A 16,267-nucleotide genomic window follows, 5' to 3' on the forward strand; every position below is an offset into this window, starting at 1 on the left:
GGAAGGAGGAATCATGCCCAAAATAATGCTTCACAACTCCGACGCCCGCCGCGCTCTCGCCCGTGGCGTCTTTCGGCTGGCCGCTGCCGTCGAGCCGACGCTCGGCCCCAAAGGCATGAACGCCATGATCGACCGGCCGATCGGCACGCCGATGGTGACCCGTGACGGTGTCAGCATCGCCTCCGAGATCGAATTGCACGACCGTTTCGAAAACATGGGCGCGCAGGTCGTTCGCGAAGTGTCGATGCAAACCAACGAGGTCGCCGGCGACGGTACCACGACTGCCATCGTGCTCGCCAACGCGCTCATCCAGGGCGGTGTGGAGGCGAATGAACGCGGCGTGAAATCCGTCGATCTGTGCAAGGGCATCGACCTTGCCGTGACAGCGGTGGTGGCGGCGCTCAAGGCTTCGGCCAAACCGGCTAAGGGCAACGGCATTCTCGCCTCGGTCGCCAACATTGCGGCGACCAATGCCAATCTTGGCGCACTGGTGGCGGAAGCCCACCAGCGGGTGGGGGCCGAAGGCGTCATCACCACGGACTTCAGCGTCACCACCGAGACCACGCTCGATGTGGTCGAGGGCATGTCCTTCGACCGCGGCTATCTCTCTCATCACATGGTGACTGACCAGGAGAAGATGGAGGCTGTTCTCGAACGGCCGTACATCCTGATGACCGATCTCAAGATCAAGGAGCCCGAGGCGCTGGATGCGGCTCGCCGCATTGCCGCCGAGGATGGTCGGCCGCTGCTGATCGTGTCCGAGGAAATGTCGCCGGAAGTTGTGGTGACGCTGCTCGGCAAGCAAGGACCTGGAAAATACCTCGTTGTCCATCCGCCGGAATATGGCCATTGGCGCAAGGCGATGATGGAGGATCTGGCGATCATCACCGGCGGCAAGGTGATCGCGCGCGACCTCGGCGGTCGGCTGGAGGACATCACCGCCGACGATCTCGGAACGGCTGACCGGGTGAAGACCAGTTCGTCCTACACCTCGATCATCCGCGGCGGCGGCGACCACGCGGCAATCGCGTCGCGTCGCGCTCAGGTGCAGCGGCAGTATGAAGCTTCGCCGCCGAATATCGATCAGGACAAGCTGCGCGAACGCCTGGCCAAGCTTTCTGGCGGCACCGCGATTCTCTATGCCGGCGGTGTCACGCCGGTCGAGCAAAAGCGAACCATTCAGCTCATCGAGGATTCGCTGAATGCGGTGCGCGCCGCATCCGAAGAGGGCGTGGTCGCCGGAGGTGGCTCGGCGCTTGCCCAGATCGCGCCGCTGCTCGACAAGGTGGCGGCGAACGTCGACGGCGATGTCGCCGAAGGCGTGCGCCTGGTGCGATCGGTGCTGTCGCGGCCGCTCTGGCGCATAGCCGTCAATGCCGGCGCCGATCCCGAAGCGGTCGTGGCGGAAGTCACGCGCATCAACGGCGGCTACGGCTACAACGCGTCTGCCGGCAGCTACCAGAACATGTTCGAGGCAGGGATCATCGATCCGGTCCGCGTCACCTACACAGCACTCGCCAACGCAGCTTCGGTGGCGACGCTGATCCTGACCACCGAAACGCTGATCGGCCATCTCGCCGAGGACGAGGACCCGACGACCGGACCGGCTCGCGGCGGCGGCTCTGAAAAGCTCGGCCGCGCCTGAAGCAATCCGAACAATCTCGACGTTGAAAGGATACGACGATGAAAGCTGCCAGACTCTACGAATACGACCCGCATATGAATGTCCAGCTCAGGGTCGAGGAGGTCAAGGCGCCGACCATTACCGCTCCCGACGAGGTCATAGTGCGGGTAGGTGCTGCCGGCCTCTGCCGCACCGACCTCCACATCATCGAGGGTGTGTGGAAGCCGACCATGGATCCAGAGGGCACGCTGCTGCCTTACATCATGGGCCATGAAAATGCAGGCTGGGTCGAGGACGTCGGCAGCGGCGTCAGGTCGGTCAAGCGCGGTGACGCCGTGATCTGCCACCCCTTCCGCTTGTGCGGCATCTGCCTCAACTGCCGCCACGGCGAGGATATGTACTGCGATAACGGCCAATTTCCGGGCCTCGGCATGAACGGCGGTTTCGCGGAGTATTTCATCACCAGCGAGCGTTCGTTGATCAAACTGAACGCCAACGTCACACCGATCGAGGTGGCGCCGCTTGCCGACGCCGGCATCACCGCTTATCGCGCCGCCAAGCGCGCCGCCAAACTGCTGCGACCAGGGAGCTATTGTGTGCTGCTCGGCATAGGCGGGCTCGGCCACATCGCGCTGCAATCGCTGCACGCGATCTCGGGCTGCCGCATCATCGCCGTCGATCGCGAGCCGGCAGCACAGGTGCTGGCCAAGGATCTCGGCGCCGACTTCGTCCTCGATGGCGGACCGAACGTCATCGAGGAGGTCAGCCAGATCACCGGCGGAGGCGCCCATGTGGTCATCGATTTCGTCGGCGAGCTCGGCGTCGAAAACATCTGCTGGAAGATGGTGCGCAAGGGCGGGCAACTGTTCGTCGTCGGCTATGGCGGCAATATCAATGTGCCGACCGCCCATCTCGTCATCGAGGAGATCAACATCGGCGGCAGCCTGGTCGGCAATTTCACCGAGCTTGTCGAACTGATGGAGCTCAACGCCGACGGCAAGGTGAAGATGCACTACACCGAATACAACCTTGCCAGCATCAACACTGCGCTCGACGATTTCAAGAACCGCCGGTTCACCGGCCGCGGCGTCATCGTGCCCTGAAATATATGGACCGGATTTCGCGCGGTCGGGTGCGGTGTCCGGTCACATCTAGAGGGAGAGAAAGGGTCCGGGCGGCATCACCAAGATCGGCGCTGCTGTGGTGATTTCGCTGACCATTGGCATGATTTTCCCCAGCCAGTGGCGCGAATGCCGCGCGGCGCTTTTGTGCCGGTGACGGTTCTGATCCTAGAGGAAACCGCGGCGGATGCCGTATTGGTCGAGTTTGCGATAGAGCGTCGGCCGGGAAATACCGAGCCGCCGCGCGACCCGACTGAGATTGCCGCCCTCGGCTGCCAATGCGTTCTTCATCGCCTGGCGTTCCGCCTCGACGAGTGTGCCTCCAGGCGATTCGGCCGACAGGGTCTTGCCATCATCGGACGTGGCGCTGGGCGCCGCGATTTCACCGGGGAGATCGTGGAGCCCGATATCTCGGCCCCGCGCCAGGACATGCAACCGCCCGATGAGGTTCCTCAGTTCGCGTACATTGCCCGGCCATTGATAGGCGAGCAGGGCATCGAGCGCTTCTTGGGAAAATTCCAGCGGGTCCTCGCCCGCTGCGGTGGCGATCTGCCGGTTGAAATGTTCGACCAGCAGCAGCACATCCTCGCCACGCTCGCGCAGCGGTGGAACAGTGATCGAAACCGCGCCAATTCGATAGTAGAGATCGCGGCGGAATCGGCCTGCGGCAATTTCGTGCTTGAGATCGCGATTGGTCGAGGCGACCAGGCGCACATCCACCGGGCGGCCCCGGCTGTCGCCAATGCGGTTGACCACGCGCTCTTCCAGGACACGCAGCAGAAACGGCTGGATCTCGAGCGGCAATTCGCCGATCTCGTCGAGACTGAGGACGCCGCCATGGGCGAGCTCGAAAACCCCCGGTTTGCCTTCACGCGAGGCGCCGGTAAAGGCGCCGGCGACATGGCCGAACAACTCGCTGCCGAACAGGTCCCTGGTGATCGCCCCGCAATTCATGGCGATGAACGGATCGTTCGCGGTGCGCCGGCTGCCGGCATGGACAAGCCGCGCAAACAGCTCTTTCCCGACCCCTGTTTCACCCTCGACCAACAGCGATGTTACGCTGCTCGACCGGGCGACGCGGCGGGCGACGTCGATGGCGGCATGCAGCGCTTCGCTTTCGCCGACGATCATGGCGACAGCATCCTGAAGATGCTTGTTCACTTCCCGGTGGACCACCGCCGCAGTGGAGACTGCCGGCACGGAGGGGAACACCAGCGCCGCGCCGCGGAGGTCGCCATCGAGCTTGAGCGGGGTGATATGGCAGGATCGCAGATGGGCCGGCAGCGCCCTGGCAAGGTCGGCTTCGGAGCCGGAGGACGGAAGGTTCATCAGCCAGCGGCCACGGCCTGGCTCCATCGGGCCGTCCATCATCTCAGCGGCCTCGCCATCAGGCACATTGTTGCAGAAGATGGCACGACCGCGGTGGTCGACGATTACCAGCCCGTCCTTTCGGCGGTAGCCGGGAGCCGATGAAATGAAAGCTTCGAGCAGGCGCGTGCGCTGTTCCTGCTGCTGTTCGGCCAATGCCTTTTCGATCTGCCGGGCTGTCGCGGCGACGAGCGCGGTGTTGTGCGGCCTGAAGATCGGCGAATAGCCTGACAGGTCGACCACACCGATGATCTTGCCGTCCAGCGGGTCGCGAATCGGCGCGCCGGCGCAGGTCCAGGATTTGATGCCAGCGCAGAAATGCTCGGCCGCATGCACGAAAGTCGGCTCGCCGGTCCACAGCGCCGTACCGATGCCGTTCGTCCCGACGGCATCCTCGTTCCATTTGCCGCCGATGGCCAAGTGGATATCCATGCCGTCATGCAGCGTCTTCTTGTCGCCGATGGCGTCGATCAGCACGCCGTCACTGTCGGCCAGAACCAGCATCGCGCCGGTCCCGTCCAGTAACTGGCCAAGCGACGCGAACGACCGCCGCGCCGCCGAAAGCAGTTCTGCATTGGCCCGGGTAAGATATTCGATTTCGTCGCGATCACTGCTCAGCGGCGCTTCAATGCCTTGAGCGTTGATGCCGCCGGTGGCACTACGATACCAGGAATCGTGAATGAGGGAGCGGACGTGGCTTGGGTGGACAGCATCGCCGGCGCATTTGGGCTCGTCAGCCAGGAAACTCTCCCAGGCGCGCATGGTGGCATGCTCGTCATAGTCGATGTTGCTCAGAGCCATTTGGCCGGTGGCCAGCGACCTACGTGCCGGAAGGGCATCGATCTTCATCTGATTGGGGGCTATCTCGCGTTTCATTCAGTCATCACAGAACCTTTGAGGCATGCCATTTCTGTATGCTGTCGCGTTCGTAGGCTGCCGCGAGTTGGACGTGAAGAAGCACGCCCAGGCGTTAGCCTGATCAGTTGATGCCGAGTTTCGCGCCGATGTCGAAGGCAAGCTGTTCTTCGGTATAGGTGGCAGCGAGGCGGGATCCGTCCATGTCGGCAAGCGCCTCGGCAACGATTTCGTCGACCGGCGAGAAGAAGCCATTCTGCTTTGTTGCCAGCACGAAGACCTGGTCGCCGCCGCGGTCGCGGATATCGCCGATGTGATGAAGTTGACGGCCGGTGTTCCGATCCTTCGAAATGACGCGGCCGTTCATGGTGACTTGGATGGACGGCTTGGCCTCGGCAACCGGTGCCGCGCCGCCGCCAACATGGATGATCAGACCTTCCGCCTTTGGTTGCTGTCGTGGCTTCCTGGAAGCGGAATAGCCGCCACCGCTGATCTGGTCGGCAAGGCGGACGATGGTCGAGCGGTTCTGCTCGATCAGTCTTTTGACTTGTGCGTCCTCGCGCCGCGGGCCATCCCGCTTGGAGATAATCTCGACCATGAATCCTCCCAGATTCGCTCCGCGTCGCCGTTTCTACGGCTCAATTCTTCTTTTACGGTGAACCCTACACCGCCTCGGCGAAGTTCGCCATTCATATCAAGTTAGCGCCAAAATTTGCTTTGCTGGTAGCAGGCGGCTGCTACACGGGATTTCCGATAACCGGAACGCCCGCTTGCTCAGATGCACGCCCGCTGCCATGCCGGCCTCAGCATGCGGCTTGGCTTCATTGAGGCGACGGTGAAAGGCGAGAGGCTCGACTTGTGACGGACTATCTGCTCGCCAGCGTCGCTACAAGATCGCTGAAGCGTTCGCCCTGGATGCTGACATGCTGCCGTAGGAGCGTGCGCGCCTGCTCCGCGTCGCCAGCGAGGATTGCTTCCACGATCGCGCCATGCTCGGCGAACGACGTGGCAACGCGGTTGCGCACGCGCAGTTGGAGACGCCTGTAGGGCTGCAGGCGGCGGTGCAGCGCGACGCACTGCTCGGCCAGAAAACCGCTGTGGCTGGCAGCGTAGATAGCTTTGTGAAAGCGCTCGTTATCGTAATAATAGGCGTCGCTGTTGCCGGCCGAAGACGAACGCTCGCAATCTGCATGCGCGGCTAGGATGGTGGTGCGATCGGTATCGGTGAACCGTCGCGCGGCCAGCGAACCGGCCAAGCCTTCAAGTTCCGCCATCACCTCGAACATTTCGAAAATGCGGTGCGGTCCCGGATCGATCACCACGGCACCCCGGCGCGGCCGGATCTCCACCAGCCCGATTGCGTTCAACTGCATCAGCGCCTCGCGCACCGGCGTCCTCGATACGCCGAAGCGTGTTGCCAATTGCACCTCGTCCAGTCGTGCACCGGGGGCGAAGTCGTTCGAGATTATGCCGTTTTCAATCTCGTCACGTAGGCGCTGAACGACATTCTCCGACATTTTCTGGGCCTTCCAATGCAGCATGATAAATCTTGTATGCAAGAACATTGACTTTGCGTACAAGAGCGTTTAAGAACAATACCACAAAAGGCAAGTCGCACACAAATGGGTGGATGCATCCGAGCACCGGCACGCGTCAAGGCCGCGCGGCGGGTCTGCTTGCGCCGATTTCGATTTTTTTGCCAGGAGGGACTCCGACATGGCAGGCATCTCGTTCTTTAGCGATATGGTGCAAAGCATTACCGATCGCGGCCGCAGGCTGGTTGCGGCAGGGGCGCGCAGCGAACCGGTCCAAGCCGAGACGAATATCGAAACACTCTGCGACATGCTGTTGTCGAGCCGGGGCGAGGCCTCGGGCATGGCATTGGCCGCCGAGGTCCTTCAGCGCTGGGCCCAACTGGACGCGGCCGGTCAGCAAGACTTCGCGCGTATGCTGCACGAACAGTTCGGCCCAGACATCGCCAAGCTTGACAAAGCCATCGAGCGCTACCGCAGCGACAGGAGTTCGGACGCCGTCATCGAACTGCACCAGGCCGCCGAGCCGCGTCGCCAGGAACTGGTGCGCAGACTGAACCTGGCCCCCAAAGGCACAGCGAGGCTGGTGGAGATGCGCGAGCGCCTGTTAGCCATGAAGGATGCGACGGAACCGTTTCGCGCCGTCGATGCCGACTTCGCCCACCTGTTCGGCTCATGGTTCAACCGCGGTTTTCTGACCCTGCGTCCGATCGACTGGTCGACGCCGGCCGACATCCTGGAGAAGATCATCAGATACGAGGCGGTGCATGAAATCGCCGGCTGGGAGGAGCTGCGGCGGAGGCTAGCTCCAGCCGACCGCAGGTGCTTTGCGTTCTTCCACCCGCGTCTCGCAGACGATCCGCTGATCTTCGTTGAGGTTGCGCTGACCAGGGCGATTCCCTCCGCCATCGCTGATGTGCTCGATGTAAACCGTTCGCCGATCACGGCCCAGGACGCCACCACCGCTGTCTTCTATTCGATCTCCAACTGCCAGGACGGACTGCGTGGCATCTCTTTCGGGAATTTTCTGATCAAGCAGGTGGTGGAGGATTTGCGCCGCGACCTGCCTGGCTTGAAGACCTTCGTGACGCTGTCGCCGGTTCCGGGTTTCGCTGGCTGGCTGGCAAGACTGCGCAAGGCGGCCGATGCGAGCCTCGATGATCGGACCCTAAAGACGCTCGAGCTGCTGGACGATCCGGGCTGGGCGGACAATCCGCAGAAGGCACGGCTCGTTGAAGCGGTGCTTCTCCCGCTCGCCGCACGCTATTTCATTAGGGAACGGGCCACCGGCAGACGGCCGGTCGATCCTGTGGCGCGTTTTCATTTGGGCAACGGCGCTCGCCTTGAACGGCTGAACTTCCTCGCCGATCGCTCCGCCAAGGCGATGCGGCAGTCCCACGGCTTGATGGTCAACTACTTTTACAAGTTGGACGACATCGAGGCGAACCACGAAGCCTTGGCTCAGCATGGCGAAATAGCCGCTTCGCCGGAGGTGAGAAAACTGGCGGCAACCGCTTCGACCGACACCCATATCGCGGCCCCGGTTCGTCGACGCCGCACCGAAATGCAGAAAACCTAATAAGCAGATTGGGAGGAGTTCAATGAGCAATCATCTGTTCGACGCCATGCGAGCATCCGCCAAGTCAGGCGAGTCGATTTTCATCGAGACCATTGATGGTCAGCGTTGGACCTATGCAGATGCGCTGCGGCTTTCCGGACAGATCGCCAGCGCAATTGATGTGCTCGGCGTTCGCCCGGGCGACCGCGTCGCGGTCCAGGTGGACAAGAGCCCGCAGGCTCTGATGCTCTATCTCGCATGCGTGCGCTGCGGGGCGGTCTATCTGCCGCTGAATACCGCCTATACGCTGGCTGAACTCGACTATTTTATCGGTGACGCCGAACCGCGGCTCGTCATCGTCTCCTCGAAGTCGCGAACTGATGTCGAGACGATCGCGCACGGCTACGGCGCGATTGTCGAAACGCTCGATGCGGACGGCGCCGGGTCGCTCATGGAGTTGGCCCGGGACGAGTCTGACGATTTTCTCGACGCGGCGCGCGCGCCTGACGATCTCGCCGCGATCCTGTACACATCCGGGACCACCGGCCGTTCCAAGGGCGCAATGCTGACGCACGACAACCTTTTGTCCAATGCAATAGCACTGCGCGAATGCTGGCAGGTGACGGCAGCCGACCGGCTGATCCACGCGCTGCCGATTTTTCACACGCATGGGCTCTTCGTGGCGACCAATGTCACGCTCATCGCCGGCGCCTCGATGTTTCTGCTGCCAAAGTTCGATCCGGAGGAAATCCTTGCTCTGATGCCGCGGGCGACGCTGATGATGGGCGTGCCAACCTTCTATGTCCGGTTGCTTCAGCATGAGGGCCTGAACCGGGAGACGGTCGCCAATATCAGGCTGTTCATCTCCGGCTCGGCACCGTTGCTCGCTGAAACGCACGCCGCATTCAAGCAGCGCACCGGTCACGCCATTCTCGAACGCTACGGCATGACCGAAACCAACATGAACACCTCAAACCCCTATGACGGCGAGCGAAGGGCAGGGACAGTAGGTTTCCCACTCCCGGGCGTGTCGGTGAGGGTCACCGATCCGGCCACCGGCGAGACGCTCGGACCAGGCAAAACCGGCATGATCGAGATCAAGGGCCCGAACGTTTTCCGGGGTTATTGGCGGATGCCTGAAAAGACCGCGGCGGAGTTCACCAAGGACGGCTATTTCATCAGCGGCGACCTCGGCAAGATCGATGAGGCGGGCTATCTCCACATCGTCGGCCGCGACAAGGACCTGGTGATCTCCGGCGGCTACAACATCTACCCGAAGGAAGTCGAGGGTGAGATCGATCAACTCGACGGCGTCGCCGAGAGTGCGGTCATCGGCATTGCACATCCGGATTTCGGCGAGGGGGTGACGGCCATCGTGGTGCTCAAGCCCGGTGCCACAATGGACGAAAAGGCCGTGCTGAACGCGCTGCGCGACCGCCTCGCGCGCTACAAGCAGCCGAAACGGGTGATCTTCGCCGAGGAACTTCCGCGCAACACCATGGGAAAGGTGCAGAAGAACCTTCTGCGCGACCGGTTCAGCAACCTTTACATGCCCGCCTCCTAGAGCATGATGCCGAAAAGTGTGAAGCGGTTTTCGGACGACATCATGCTCTATCTCTTTGATTTAGAGCCGAATTCAGATTTCAGGTCGACTTGACCTGAAATCATCCGGCTCTAGGAGGCGCTGACGACCCTGCGTTGGTGCTTGGGAGCGAGACCAACGCAGGCTGATCTACCACCGATGGAAATGAGAACGGGCGCCTGAAGGCGTTTCCCGAGGGAGGAAGCTATGAACATCCAGATTCTGTCGATTGCGCTGCTGATCGGCATGTTCGTGATCGCCACCATGCAGCCGATCAATATGGGCGCGCTCGCCTTCGCATGCGCCTTTCTGGTCGGCTCGCTCGTCATGGCGATGAAGCCGGCGGAAATATTTGCTGGCTTCCCGAGCGACCTCTTCCTGACATTGGTCGGCATTACCTACCTGTTCGCCATCGCCCAGATCAACGGTACTATCGATTGGCTGGTCGAGGGCGCGGTCAAACTGGTGCGCGGACATGTGGCGTGGATTCCCTGGGTCATGTTCCTGGTCGCGGCCGTCATCACCGGCTTCGGTGCGCTTGGACCTGCGGCGGTCGCCATCCTGGCCCCGGTGGCGCTGGGTTTTGCGTTCCAGTACCGCATCAATCCGGTCATGATGGGATTGATGGTTATTCACGGTGCACAGGCGGGCGGCTTTTCGCCGATCAGCGTCTATGGCGGCATTACCAACCAGATCGTCGAAAAGGCGGGGTTGCCGTTCGCGCCGACATCACTGTTTCTCTCCAGCTTCTTCTTCAATCTGGCCATCGCCGTCCTCGTATTCTTCGTCTTCGGCGGCTCGAAGGTGCTGCGTAAGTATTCGGTCGCGTCGGGACCGCTGCCTGACCTCCACCCCGAAGGCGTCACGCAGTCAATCGTCGGCCACGGCGGCACGCCGGCTACTCCGATCAGCCATCACGTCTTTGAGGAGCAGACAAAAAATGTGTCGGCGCTTTCCGGCCTGACTACGGAAAGGCTGACGACATTAGTCGGCCTAACCGCGCTCGCGGTCGGCGCACTTGTCTTCAAGTTCAATGTCGGCCTGGTGGCGATCACCGTCGCGGTCGCGCTCGCGCTCCTCTCGCCAAAGACCCAAAAGGCAGCGATCGACAAGGTCAGCTGGTCGACGGTGCTCCTGATCGCCGGCATCATCACCTATGTCGGCGTCATGGAGAAGATCGGCACGATCGACTACGTCGCCCAAGGCATTTCAAGCCTGGGCATGCCGCTGCTGGTTGCACTCCTCCTCTGCTTCACCGGCGCCATTGTATCGGCATTCGCCTCGTCCACGGCATTGCTGGGAGCCATCATTCCACTGGCCGTGCCCTTCCTCCTGCAGGGACAGATCAGTGCCATAGGTGTGGTTGCGGCGATCGCGATCTCCACCACCATCGTCGACACCAGCCCGTTTTCGACCAACGGTGCGCTGGTCGTCGCCAATGCCCGGGAAGCAGAGCGCGAGGGCGTGCTGAAGACGTTGCTGATCTACAGCGCGCTTATCGCCATCATCGGCCCTGTCATCGCCTGGCTGGTTTTCGTGGTCCCCGGTTTGGTTTGAACGGTCGGCCAATCAGTCTGGCCGCTCCGGTGCAATTTGACCGGCGGCCAGGCTTGACCCGAAATGATCTGATCGGCGTCAACAAGAAAAAAGGCGGCGCAGGCGGAGCTGATTGCCTATCAAGGCAGCCGTTTGGCCGATAGCGCCGCCCGCCCTGCCTGGCGGGCTGTCGCTGCTCATGCGGCGGGTGAGGGCGCGTAGCGGCTGCCCAGCGAATAGCGGCTGCCGACATAGGTGAGCTTGTTGACGGTGGCGACCGCCGCGCCCGACCAGGTCCGCCGATGCAGGAGCAGGCATGGGTCGCCGGGTCGGATCTTCAAATGGCGGGCCGCCATCTCTTCTGCGGCGACGGCCGAGATCACATGCTCCACTTCCGTCAGCGGCGTCGCCCGCTGCAGGTAGTCGTAAGTGGTGGTCGCCACGAAATCTTGCCGATGGTAGTCCGGTGCGAGCGCCGGATTGACAAAGCGTTCCTCGAGTTGGACGGGCACATCGTCTTCGAAATGCACGATGATCGAATGGGCGACCGGTCTGCGGCGCGTGAACTCGAAGGCGACGACGAGGTCCAGCGCCGGGTTGCGAATCTTCTCGAGGACGATGACCTCGGCCCTGTGGCGTGCGCCGCGCGCGGCGATCTCGCCGGCGATGTTCCTGATTTCGATGAGGGCCGATTGCGGTTTCGGCGGCGCCACAAAGGTGCCTACGCCCTGGATACGCAGCAGGTGGCCTTCCGAGGTCAGTTCCCTCAGCGCCCGGTGCACCGTCATCCTCGAGACGCCGAGCGTGCTGACCAGCTCGTTTTCGGAAGGCAGCCTGCGGTCCTTCGGCCAGTTGCCACTGCCGATATTGCCAAGCACGTAGTCCTTGACCTTTTCGTAGAGCGGCCCGGCGGTTTCGGTAAGCCTGATCATCGTCCGCTCTCCATCCGGACGATGGTCTTCAACCCGCCGCTCACGCCGGCGATCAGGCGCTGGTAAGCGGCGGGAATTTCGCCGATCGCGATCTCGTCGGACACGAAGCGCGACAGCGCGGGCGCGAGATCGCCCAGCATCGAGACGGCCGGCGCAAGCTCGTCGGCGAAGGCGTGGCAGCCGACAAGCGCGATCTCGCGCTCGACCAGCAAGTTGGGGTCGAGGTCGAGGCGGCCATGCGAAATGCCGACCAGCGCCAGCGTGCCGCCGACGGCCAAAACATCGAGCAGCCGCGCCATCGCCGCCACGCTGCCCGTCGCGTCGATGGCATGGCGCAGATTGGGGGCATGGCGCAGATTGGGATCACAGGGCAGGGCGTCCAGGTCGACGACGGTCGCGCCGCTCACCTTGGCCACAAGCTCCGCACGCGCCGTATTGCGGTCGGCGACGAGGACCTGTCTCTCGCCTGGCCGCGACAGGAGCAGCGCAGCCAATCCGCCGATCGGGCCGCAACCAGCGATAAGCACCGGCGCTGCGGCCGGCGCCGCCAGCCGCCGCACCGCGTGCAGGGCGACCGCCAGCGGCTCCGCCATGGCGGCGATCGCGGGATCGAGCGTGGGGTCGTGGCGCACAAGCAGCCGCGCCGGCAGCTGCGTCTCTTCCGCGAAGCCGCCGTCGCAGATCTCGCCTACAAAGCCCAGTCTGGCACAGACATTATGCCGGCCGGCCAGGCAGGCAGGACACTCGCCGCACCAGAAGCGCGAATCGGCCACGACCCGGTCTCCGAGCGCAAACTGGGACACGCCGGCCCCCACGGCAGTCACTTCGCCAGCGAACTCATGTCCAACGACGCTCGGCGCGCGGCTGATCCACTGACCGGTGCGGAAGTTGTGGAGGTCGGAGCCGCAAATGCCGGCGGCCGTCACCTTGAGCCGCACCCAGCCAGGCGCTGGTTCGCCGGGAGATGGCACGTCCTCAACCCGCAAATCGCCCGCCGCATGGAGTCTGGCCGCCTTCATCATCCGCTACCGCGCCAGATATCGGTCGCGCACGTCGGAGACGGCGTGTTCATGCGAGGAGAAGCCTTCATAGCGGGCAAGTGTGCGGGCATGGCGCGCGAATTCCGGATAGGCCGCTTCCGTCACGTAGCCGATCGAAGAGCGCTTGACGAAATCCGTGACCGAGAGCGGTCCACAAGTACGCGCCCAGCGACTGGTCGGCAGCACGGCGTTGGGGCCCAGCCCGAAATTGCCGATCGAGACCGGCGTGTGCGGTCCCATCAGGATCTCTGCAGCTTCGGTGATGTGGCCAAGGTGCGCGAAGGGGTCGGTGGAGAGGATCTCCAGGTGCTCCGGTGCGTAGTCGTTGATGAAGCGGTAGCTCTCCTCGATCGAGGCCGTCAGCACAATGCCGCCACAGGCGCCGGTCAGGACCGCGGTGGAGAACGCGACCCGTTGCTCGGTCATGCGCGCCCAGTGCTCCGGCAGCGCGGCCAGTGCCTCCTCCGCCACGCGGCGGCTGTGGGTCACCAGATAGGCAGACGAGTCCGGTCCGTGCTCCGCCTCGATGAGGAGGTCGAGCGCGGCCAGCCCGCCATGCACGCTGTCGTCGGCGAGGATGATCGCTTCAGACGGGCCGGCGGGAAGGCCAGGATCGATGACGCCGGCAAGCAGCCGCTTGGCCGCAACCACCCAGGGGCTGCCTGGACCGACAATCTTGAGCGCGGCCGTGATCGTCTCTGTGCCGTAGGCGACCGCGGCGACCGCCTGCGCGCCGCCGCATTTGTAGACCGTTTCGACGCCGGCGAGGCGCGCCGCAACCAGCGTCGCTGCGTCCACCGAAACATCGGGCGCCGGCGGCGTGACGATGGCAAGCTCCGGAACGCCCGCCACCACTGCGGGCACTGCGGTCATCATCGTCACCGAAGGGAACGCCCCTTTGCCGCGCGGGACATAGAGCGCCACCGAGCGGATCGGCGTGAAGCGGTCGCCGGCAAAGGCGCCGGGCCGCATTTCCTTGAGCCACATCGCTTCCGGTTTCTGCTCTTCGTGGAAATGCCGGATGTTGTCGATGCCGAAGCGAATGGCGGCGATCACGTCCTCGTCGACCATGCCGAAGGCGGCGTCGAACTCGGCGGGGCTGACCTTCAGTCGCGTGGCATCGAGATCTGCCTTGTCAAAGTCGCGGGCGAAGCGAACGAGCGCGGCGTCGCCTTCTGTTCGGACCGCCTCGATGATCGGCGCGGCCTTCTCCATAAAGCCAGAGAGATCGGTCTCTGAGCGCCGCATCAATGCCGAACGAGCGGCGGCGTCGAGTTGTCTCAAATCGTGGAATGATACGTTTGGCATAGGATTTCCTTTGCGGCCCGACGAGCCGGCTTTCCTCATTTCGATTTCAGGAAGATGTCGAGCCCGACCAGCCTGTCGAGCAGGAAAACGGCGACAGCCGAGCAGGCGATGAAGACCACGGAGATCGCGGCGAGATCCGGCGTGATGATCGAGCGGATGGAGTTGTAGATGAGCACCGGCAGCGTCACGATGCGGGCATCGACGAGCAGCAGGCTGACCAGGAACTCGTTGAGCGCCAGGATGAACATCAGCAGCGAGCCGGTGATCACCCCTGGCATGACCGCCGGCAAGGTGACGGAGAAGAACACCTGGAGCGGCGGCGCGCCGCAATTGGCGGCGGCCAGTTCAAGATCCGGGTCAAGCCCGGTGGCGCTCGCCGTGACCGCCCAGATCATGAAGGGCAGGTTGATGACGCAGCAGGCGATGCCGACCGGCCAGAGCTGGCCGAGAATGCCGGCGTTGCCGAAGATCAGCATGAGGCCGATGCCCGATCCGATCAGCGGGATGGTGAATGGCAGCAGCAGGTAGATCTGGATCGTCTTCTCAAAACGCACCGCATATTTCGCCAGCGCGATGCCCGCCAGCGTGCCCACTGGAATGGCAACGATCGTACAGACCGTCGCGACCTGGAGCGTGCGCAGGAAAGCATTGCGCAGGTCGGAGGCCTGCGAAATACGCGCGTACCACCGCAGCGACAGTCCATCCGGCGGAAACGTAATGATGTTGCCGCCCGTAAACGAAGCGCCGAGCACAACGATCGTCGGCGCCGAAAGCGTCACCAGGGCGATCGTCACCAGGGTCCACAGGACAATCGATTTGCTGCGCGAGCCGCTCACGCCCGCGACCTCCCCATGGCGAGCGTTCCGGCTCCAAACAGCGCGAACACCAAGCCGACAAGGATTGACCCGAGCGCGACCAGCATAAGCGCCAGCATCGCGCCGAGACCCTGGTCGGAGGTGCGGAAGAACTGGTCGTAGATGGCGTTGGCGATGAAATCCTGCGAGCCGCCGCCAAGGATCGCAGGGACTGCGAAATCGGTGAGCGAAAGCGTCAGCACCACCACGCCGGCGCCGACGAAGCCTGGACGAGCGAGTGGCAGCACGACGTGGATGAACGTGCGAACCCAGTTCGCGCCGAGCGATCCAGCGGCTGCCTCCAGCTCTTCGGGAATCGCGGTGAGCGCCGGCGCCAGCATCAGTACGGCAAACGGCAGCATGTACTGGACGAGGCCGAACAGCACGGCGGGATAGTTATAGATGAGCCGCATCGGGGCCACCCCGACAAGGCCGAGCGCCTCGTTCACCATGCCCTGGTTGCCGAGGATGATCAGCCAGCCATAGGCACGCACCACCTGGCCGATGAAGAACGGCAGGAACAGCGCGATCAGCAGGAATTTGCGCAATCCTGGCGAACGCGTGCGCACCATCAGATAGGCGTAGGGAAAGGCGAAGACCAGCGTCACCGCGGTGACGATCAGGGCGGCAACGAGGCTGCGCTGCGCGACGACCAGGAACAGTGGCTCCGTCAGCGCGCGGCGGAAATTGGCGATGGAATAGTCGTCGGAGAACTGGAAGGTGGTGGTGTCGAGCGTGCGCAGGCTGGCATCCGCGATCTGGATGAGACCAAGCACGAGCAGCCCGACAAGCAGCACCGCCGGAAGCAGCATCAGATAGGGCGTTGCGCGCCTGAACCGCGCCGGCCAGACAGCGGCGGCAACGCCTTCCAGCACATCCATGATGCGCCATGTCAGGGGATAGGCTGTCCTGGCTGCCCGCATGAAAACCCGTATCCGACGTCGTGAAGGAGCCGGT

13 protein-coding genes are annotated in these 16,267 nt (G+C 63.1%); 5 read left to right on the forward strand and 8 right to left on the reverse strand.

Annotated features, from left to right (window positions below):
* Positions 1-13 precede the first annotated feature (13 nt).
* Both groEL and AC0L2K_RS03280 read left to right on the forward strand, forming a co-directional pair.
* Complete coding sequence (gene groEL, locus AC0L2K_RS03275) at positions 14-1,645, forward strand: molecular chaperone GroEL (RefSeq protein ID WP_287394694.1); 1,632 nt, start codon at positions 14-16, stop codon at positions 1,643-1,645.
* 38 nt (positions 1,646-1,683) lie between these two features.
* Positions 1,684-2,727, forward strand: coding sequence for an NAD(P)-dependent alcohol dehydrogenase (locus AC0L2K_RS03280; protein WP_473530599.1), 1,044 nt, complete (start codon positions 1,684-1,686; stop codon positions 2,725-2,727).
* A gap of 186 nt (positions 2,728-2,913) precedes the next feature.
* Here AC0L2K_RS03280 and AC0L2K_RS03285 read toward each other — a convergent pair whose 3' ends face one another.
* The 3 genes from AC0L2K_RS03285 to AC0L2K_RS03295 form a co-directional block, all read right to left on the reverse strand.
* Positions 2,914-4,989, reverse strand: a complete 2,076-nt coding sequence (locus AC0L2K_RS03285) for a sigma-54-dependent Fis family transcriptional regulator (protein ID WP_287394693.1) — start codon at positions 4,987-4,989, stop codon at positions 2,914-2,916.
* 103 nt (positions 4,990-5,092) lie between these two features.
* A complete protein-coding gene (locus tag AC0L2K_RS03290; protein WP_128245229.1) occupies positions 5,093-5,566 on the reverse strand; it encodes a hypothetical protein in 474 nt (157 codons plus the stop codon).
* A gap of 268 nt (positions 5,567-5,834) precedes the next feature.
* Positions 5,835-6,485: a GntR family transcriptional regulator gene (locus AC0L2K_RS03295; RefSeq protein WP_128245230.1), complete on the reverse strand. Its 651-nt coding sequence runs from the start codon at positions 6,483-6,485 to the stop codon at positions 5,835-5,837.
* A 199-nt stretch (positions 6,486-6,684) separates the two neighbouring features.
* Between AC0L2K_RS03295 and AC0L2K_RS03300 the strand changes: the two genes are divergently transcribed.
* From AC0L2K_RS03300 to AC0L2K_RS03310, 3 genes are all read left to right on the forward strand, one after another.
* Entirely contained in the window at positions 6,685-8,079 is a 1,395-nt protein-coding gene (locus AC0L2K_RS03300; RefSeq protein WP_287394692.1) for a malonyl-CoA decarboxylase, read from the forward strand.
* A gap of 22 nt (positions 8,080-8,101) precedes the next feature.
* Complete coding sequence (locus AC0L2K_RS03305; RefSeq protein ID WP_473530600.1) at positions 8,102-9,622, forward strand: malonate--CoA ligase; 1,521 nt, start codon at positions 8,102-8,104, stop codon at positions 9,620-9,622.
* A 225-nt stretch (positions 9,623-9,847) separates the two neighbouring features.
* The gene (locus AC0L2K_RS03310; protein ID WP_128172146.1) at positions 9,848-11,197 is read left to right on the forward strand and encodes an SLC13 family permease; all 1,350 of its coding nucleotides are present in this window, start codon (positions 9,848-9,850) and stop codon (positions 11,195-11,197) included.
* 176 nt (positions 11,198-11,373) lie between these two features.
* On the opposite strand, the gene hutC is transcribed toward AC0L2K_RS03310, so the two are convergent.
* From hutC to AC0L2K_RS03335, 5 genes are read right to left on the reverse strand one after another with little or no spacing between them, the layout of a single operon-like run.
* Positions 11,374-12,108, reverse strand: a complete 735-nt coding sequence (hutC, locus tag AC0L2K_RS03315; protein WP_023799637.1) for a histidine utilization repressor — start codon at positions 12,106-12,108, stop codon at positions 11,374-11,376.
* Complete coding sequence (locus AC0L2K_RS03320) at positions 12,105-13,127, reverse strand: zinc-dependent alcohol dehydrogenase (protein ID WP_287394690.1); 1,023 nt, start codon at positions 13,125-13,127, stop codon at positions 12,105-12,107. Before AC0L2K_RS03320 ends, hutC begins: the two co-directional genes overlap by 4 nt.
* A gap of 6 nt (positions 13,128-13,133) precedes the next feature.
* Positions 13,134-14,456 carry a histidinol dehydrogenase gene (hisD, locus tag AC0L2K_RS03325; protein WP_287394689.1) on the reverse strand — a complete coding sequence of 441 codons (1,323 nt, stop codon included), beginning with the start codon at positions 14,454-14,456 and terminating at the stop codon, positions 13,134-13,136.
* A gap of 35 nt (positions 14,457-14,491) precedes the next feature.
* Positions 14,492-15,292: an ABC transporter permease gene (locus tag AC0L2K_RS03330; RefSeq protein ID WP_027156432.1), complete on the reverse strand. Its 801-nt coding sequence runs from the start codon at positions 15,290-15,292 to the stop codon at positions 14,492-14,494.
* On the reverse strand, positions 15,289-16,233 hold the full coding sequence (locus AC0L2K_RS03335) for an ABC transporter permease (protein ID WP_128245237.1): 945 nt from the start codon (positions 16,231-16,233) through the stop codon (positions 15,289-15,291). The genes AC0L2K_RS03330 and AC0L2K_RS03335 overlap by 4 nt, the downstream gene beginning before the upstream one ends.
* Positions 16,234-16,267 lie beyond the last annotated feature (34 nt).

This window comes from Mesorhizobium sp. WSM4817, assembly GCF_055811135.1.

Excerpts from the sequence above, each read along its gene's own strand:
- hutC (WP_023799637.1), bottom strand. The coding sequence starts at position 12,108 with ATGATCAGGCTTACCGAAACCGCCGGGCCGCTCTACGAAAAGGTCAAG.
- AC0L2K_RS03305 (WP_473530600.1), top strand. The coding sequence starts at position 8,102 with ATGAGCAATCATCTGTTCGACGCCATGCGAGCATCCGCCAAGTCAGGC.
- hisD (WP_287394689.1), bottom strand. The coding sequence starts at position 14,456 with ATGCCAAACGTATCATTCCACGATTTGAGACAACTCGACGCCGCCGCT.
- AC0L2K_RS03280 (WP_473530599.1), top strand. The coding sequence starts at position 1,684 with ATGAAAGCTGCCAGACTCTACGAATACGACCCGCATATGAATGTCCAG.
- groEL (WP_287394694.1), top strand. The coding sequence starts at position 14 with ATGCCCAAAATAATGCTTCACAACTCCGACGCCCGCCGCGCTCTCGCC.
- AC0L2K_RS03300 (WP_287394692.1), top strand. The coding sequence starts at position 6,685 with ATGGCAGGCATCTCGTTCTTTAGCGATATGGTGCAAAGCATTACCGAT.
- AC0L2K_RS03335 (WP_128245237.1), bottom strand. The coding sequence starts at position 16,233 with ATGCGGGCAGCCAGGACAGCCTATCCCCTGACATGGCGCATCATGGAT.
- AC0L2K_RS03295 (WP_128245230.1), bottom strand. The coding sequence starts at position 6,485 with ATGTCGGAGAATGTCGTTCAGCGCCTACGTGACGAGATTGAAAACGGC.
- AC0L2K_RS03310 (WP_128172146.1), top strand. The coding sequence starts at position 9,848 with ATGAACATCCAGATTCTGTCGATTGCGCTGCTGATCGGCATGTTCGTG.
- AC0L2K_RS03290 (WP_128245229.1), bottom strand. The coding sequence starts at position 5,566 with ATGGTCGAGATTATCTCCAAGCGGGATGGCCCGCGGCGCGAGGACGCA.
- AC0L2K_RS03320 (WP_287394690.1), bottom strand. The coding sequence starts at position 13,127 with ATGAAGGCGGCCAGACTCCATGCGGCGGGCGATTTGCGGGTTGAGGAC.
- AC0L2K_RS03285 (WP_287394693.1), bottom strand. The coding sequence starts at position 4,989 with ATGAAACGCGAGATAGCCCCCAATCAGATGAAGATCGATGCCCTTCCG.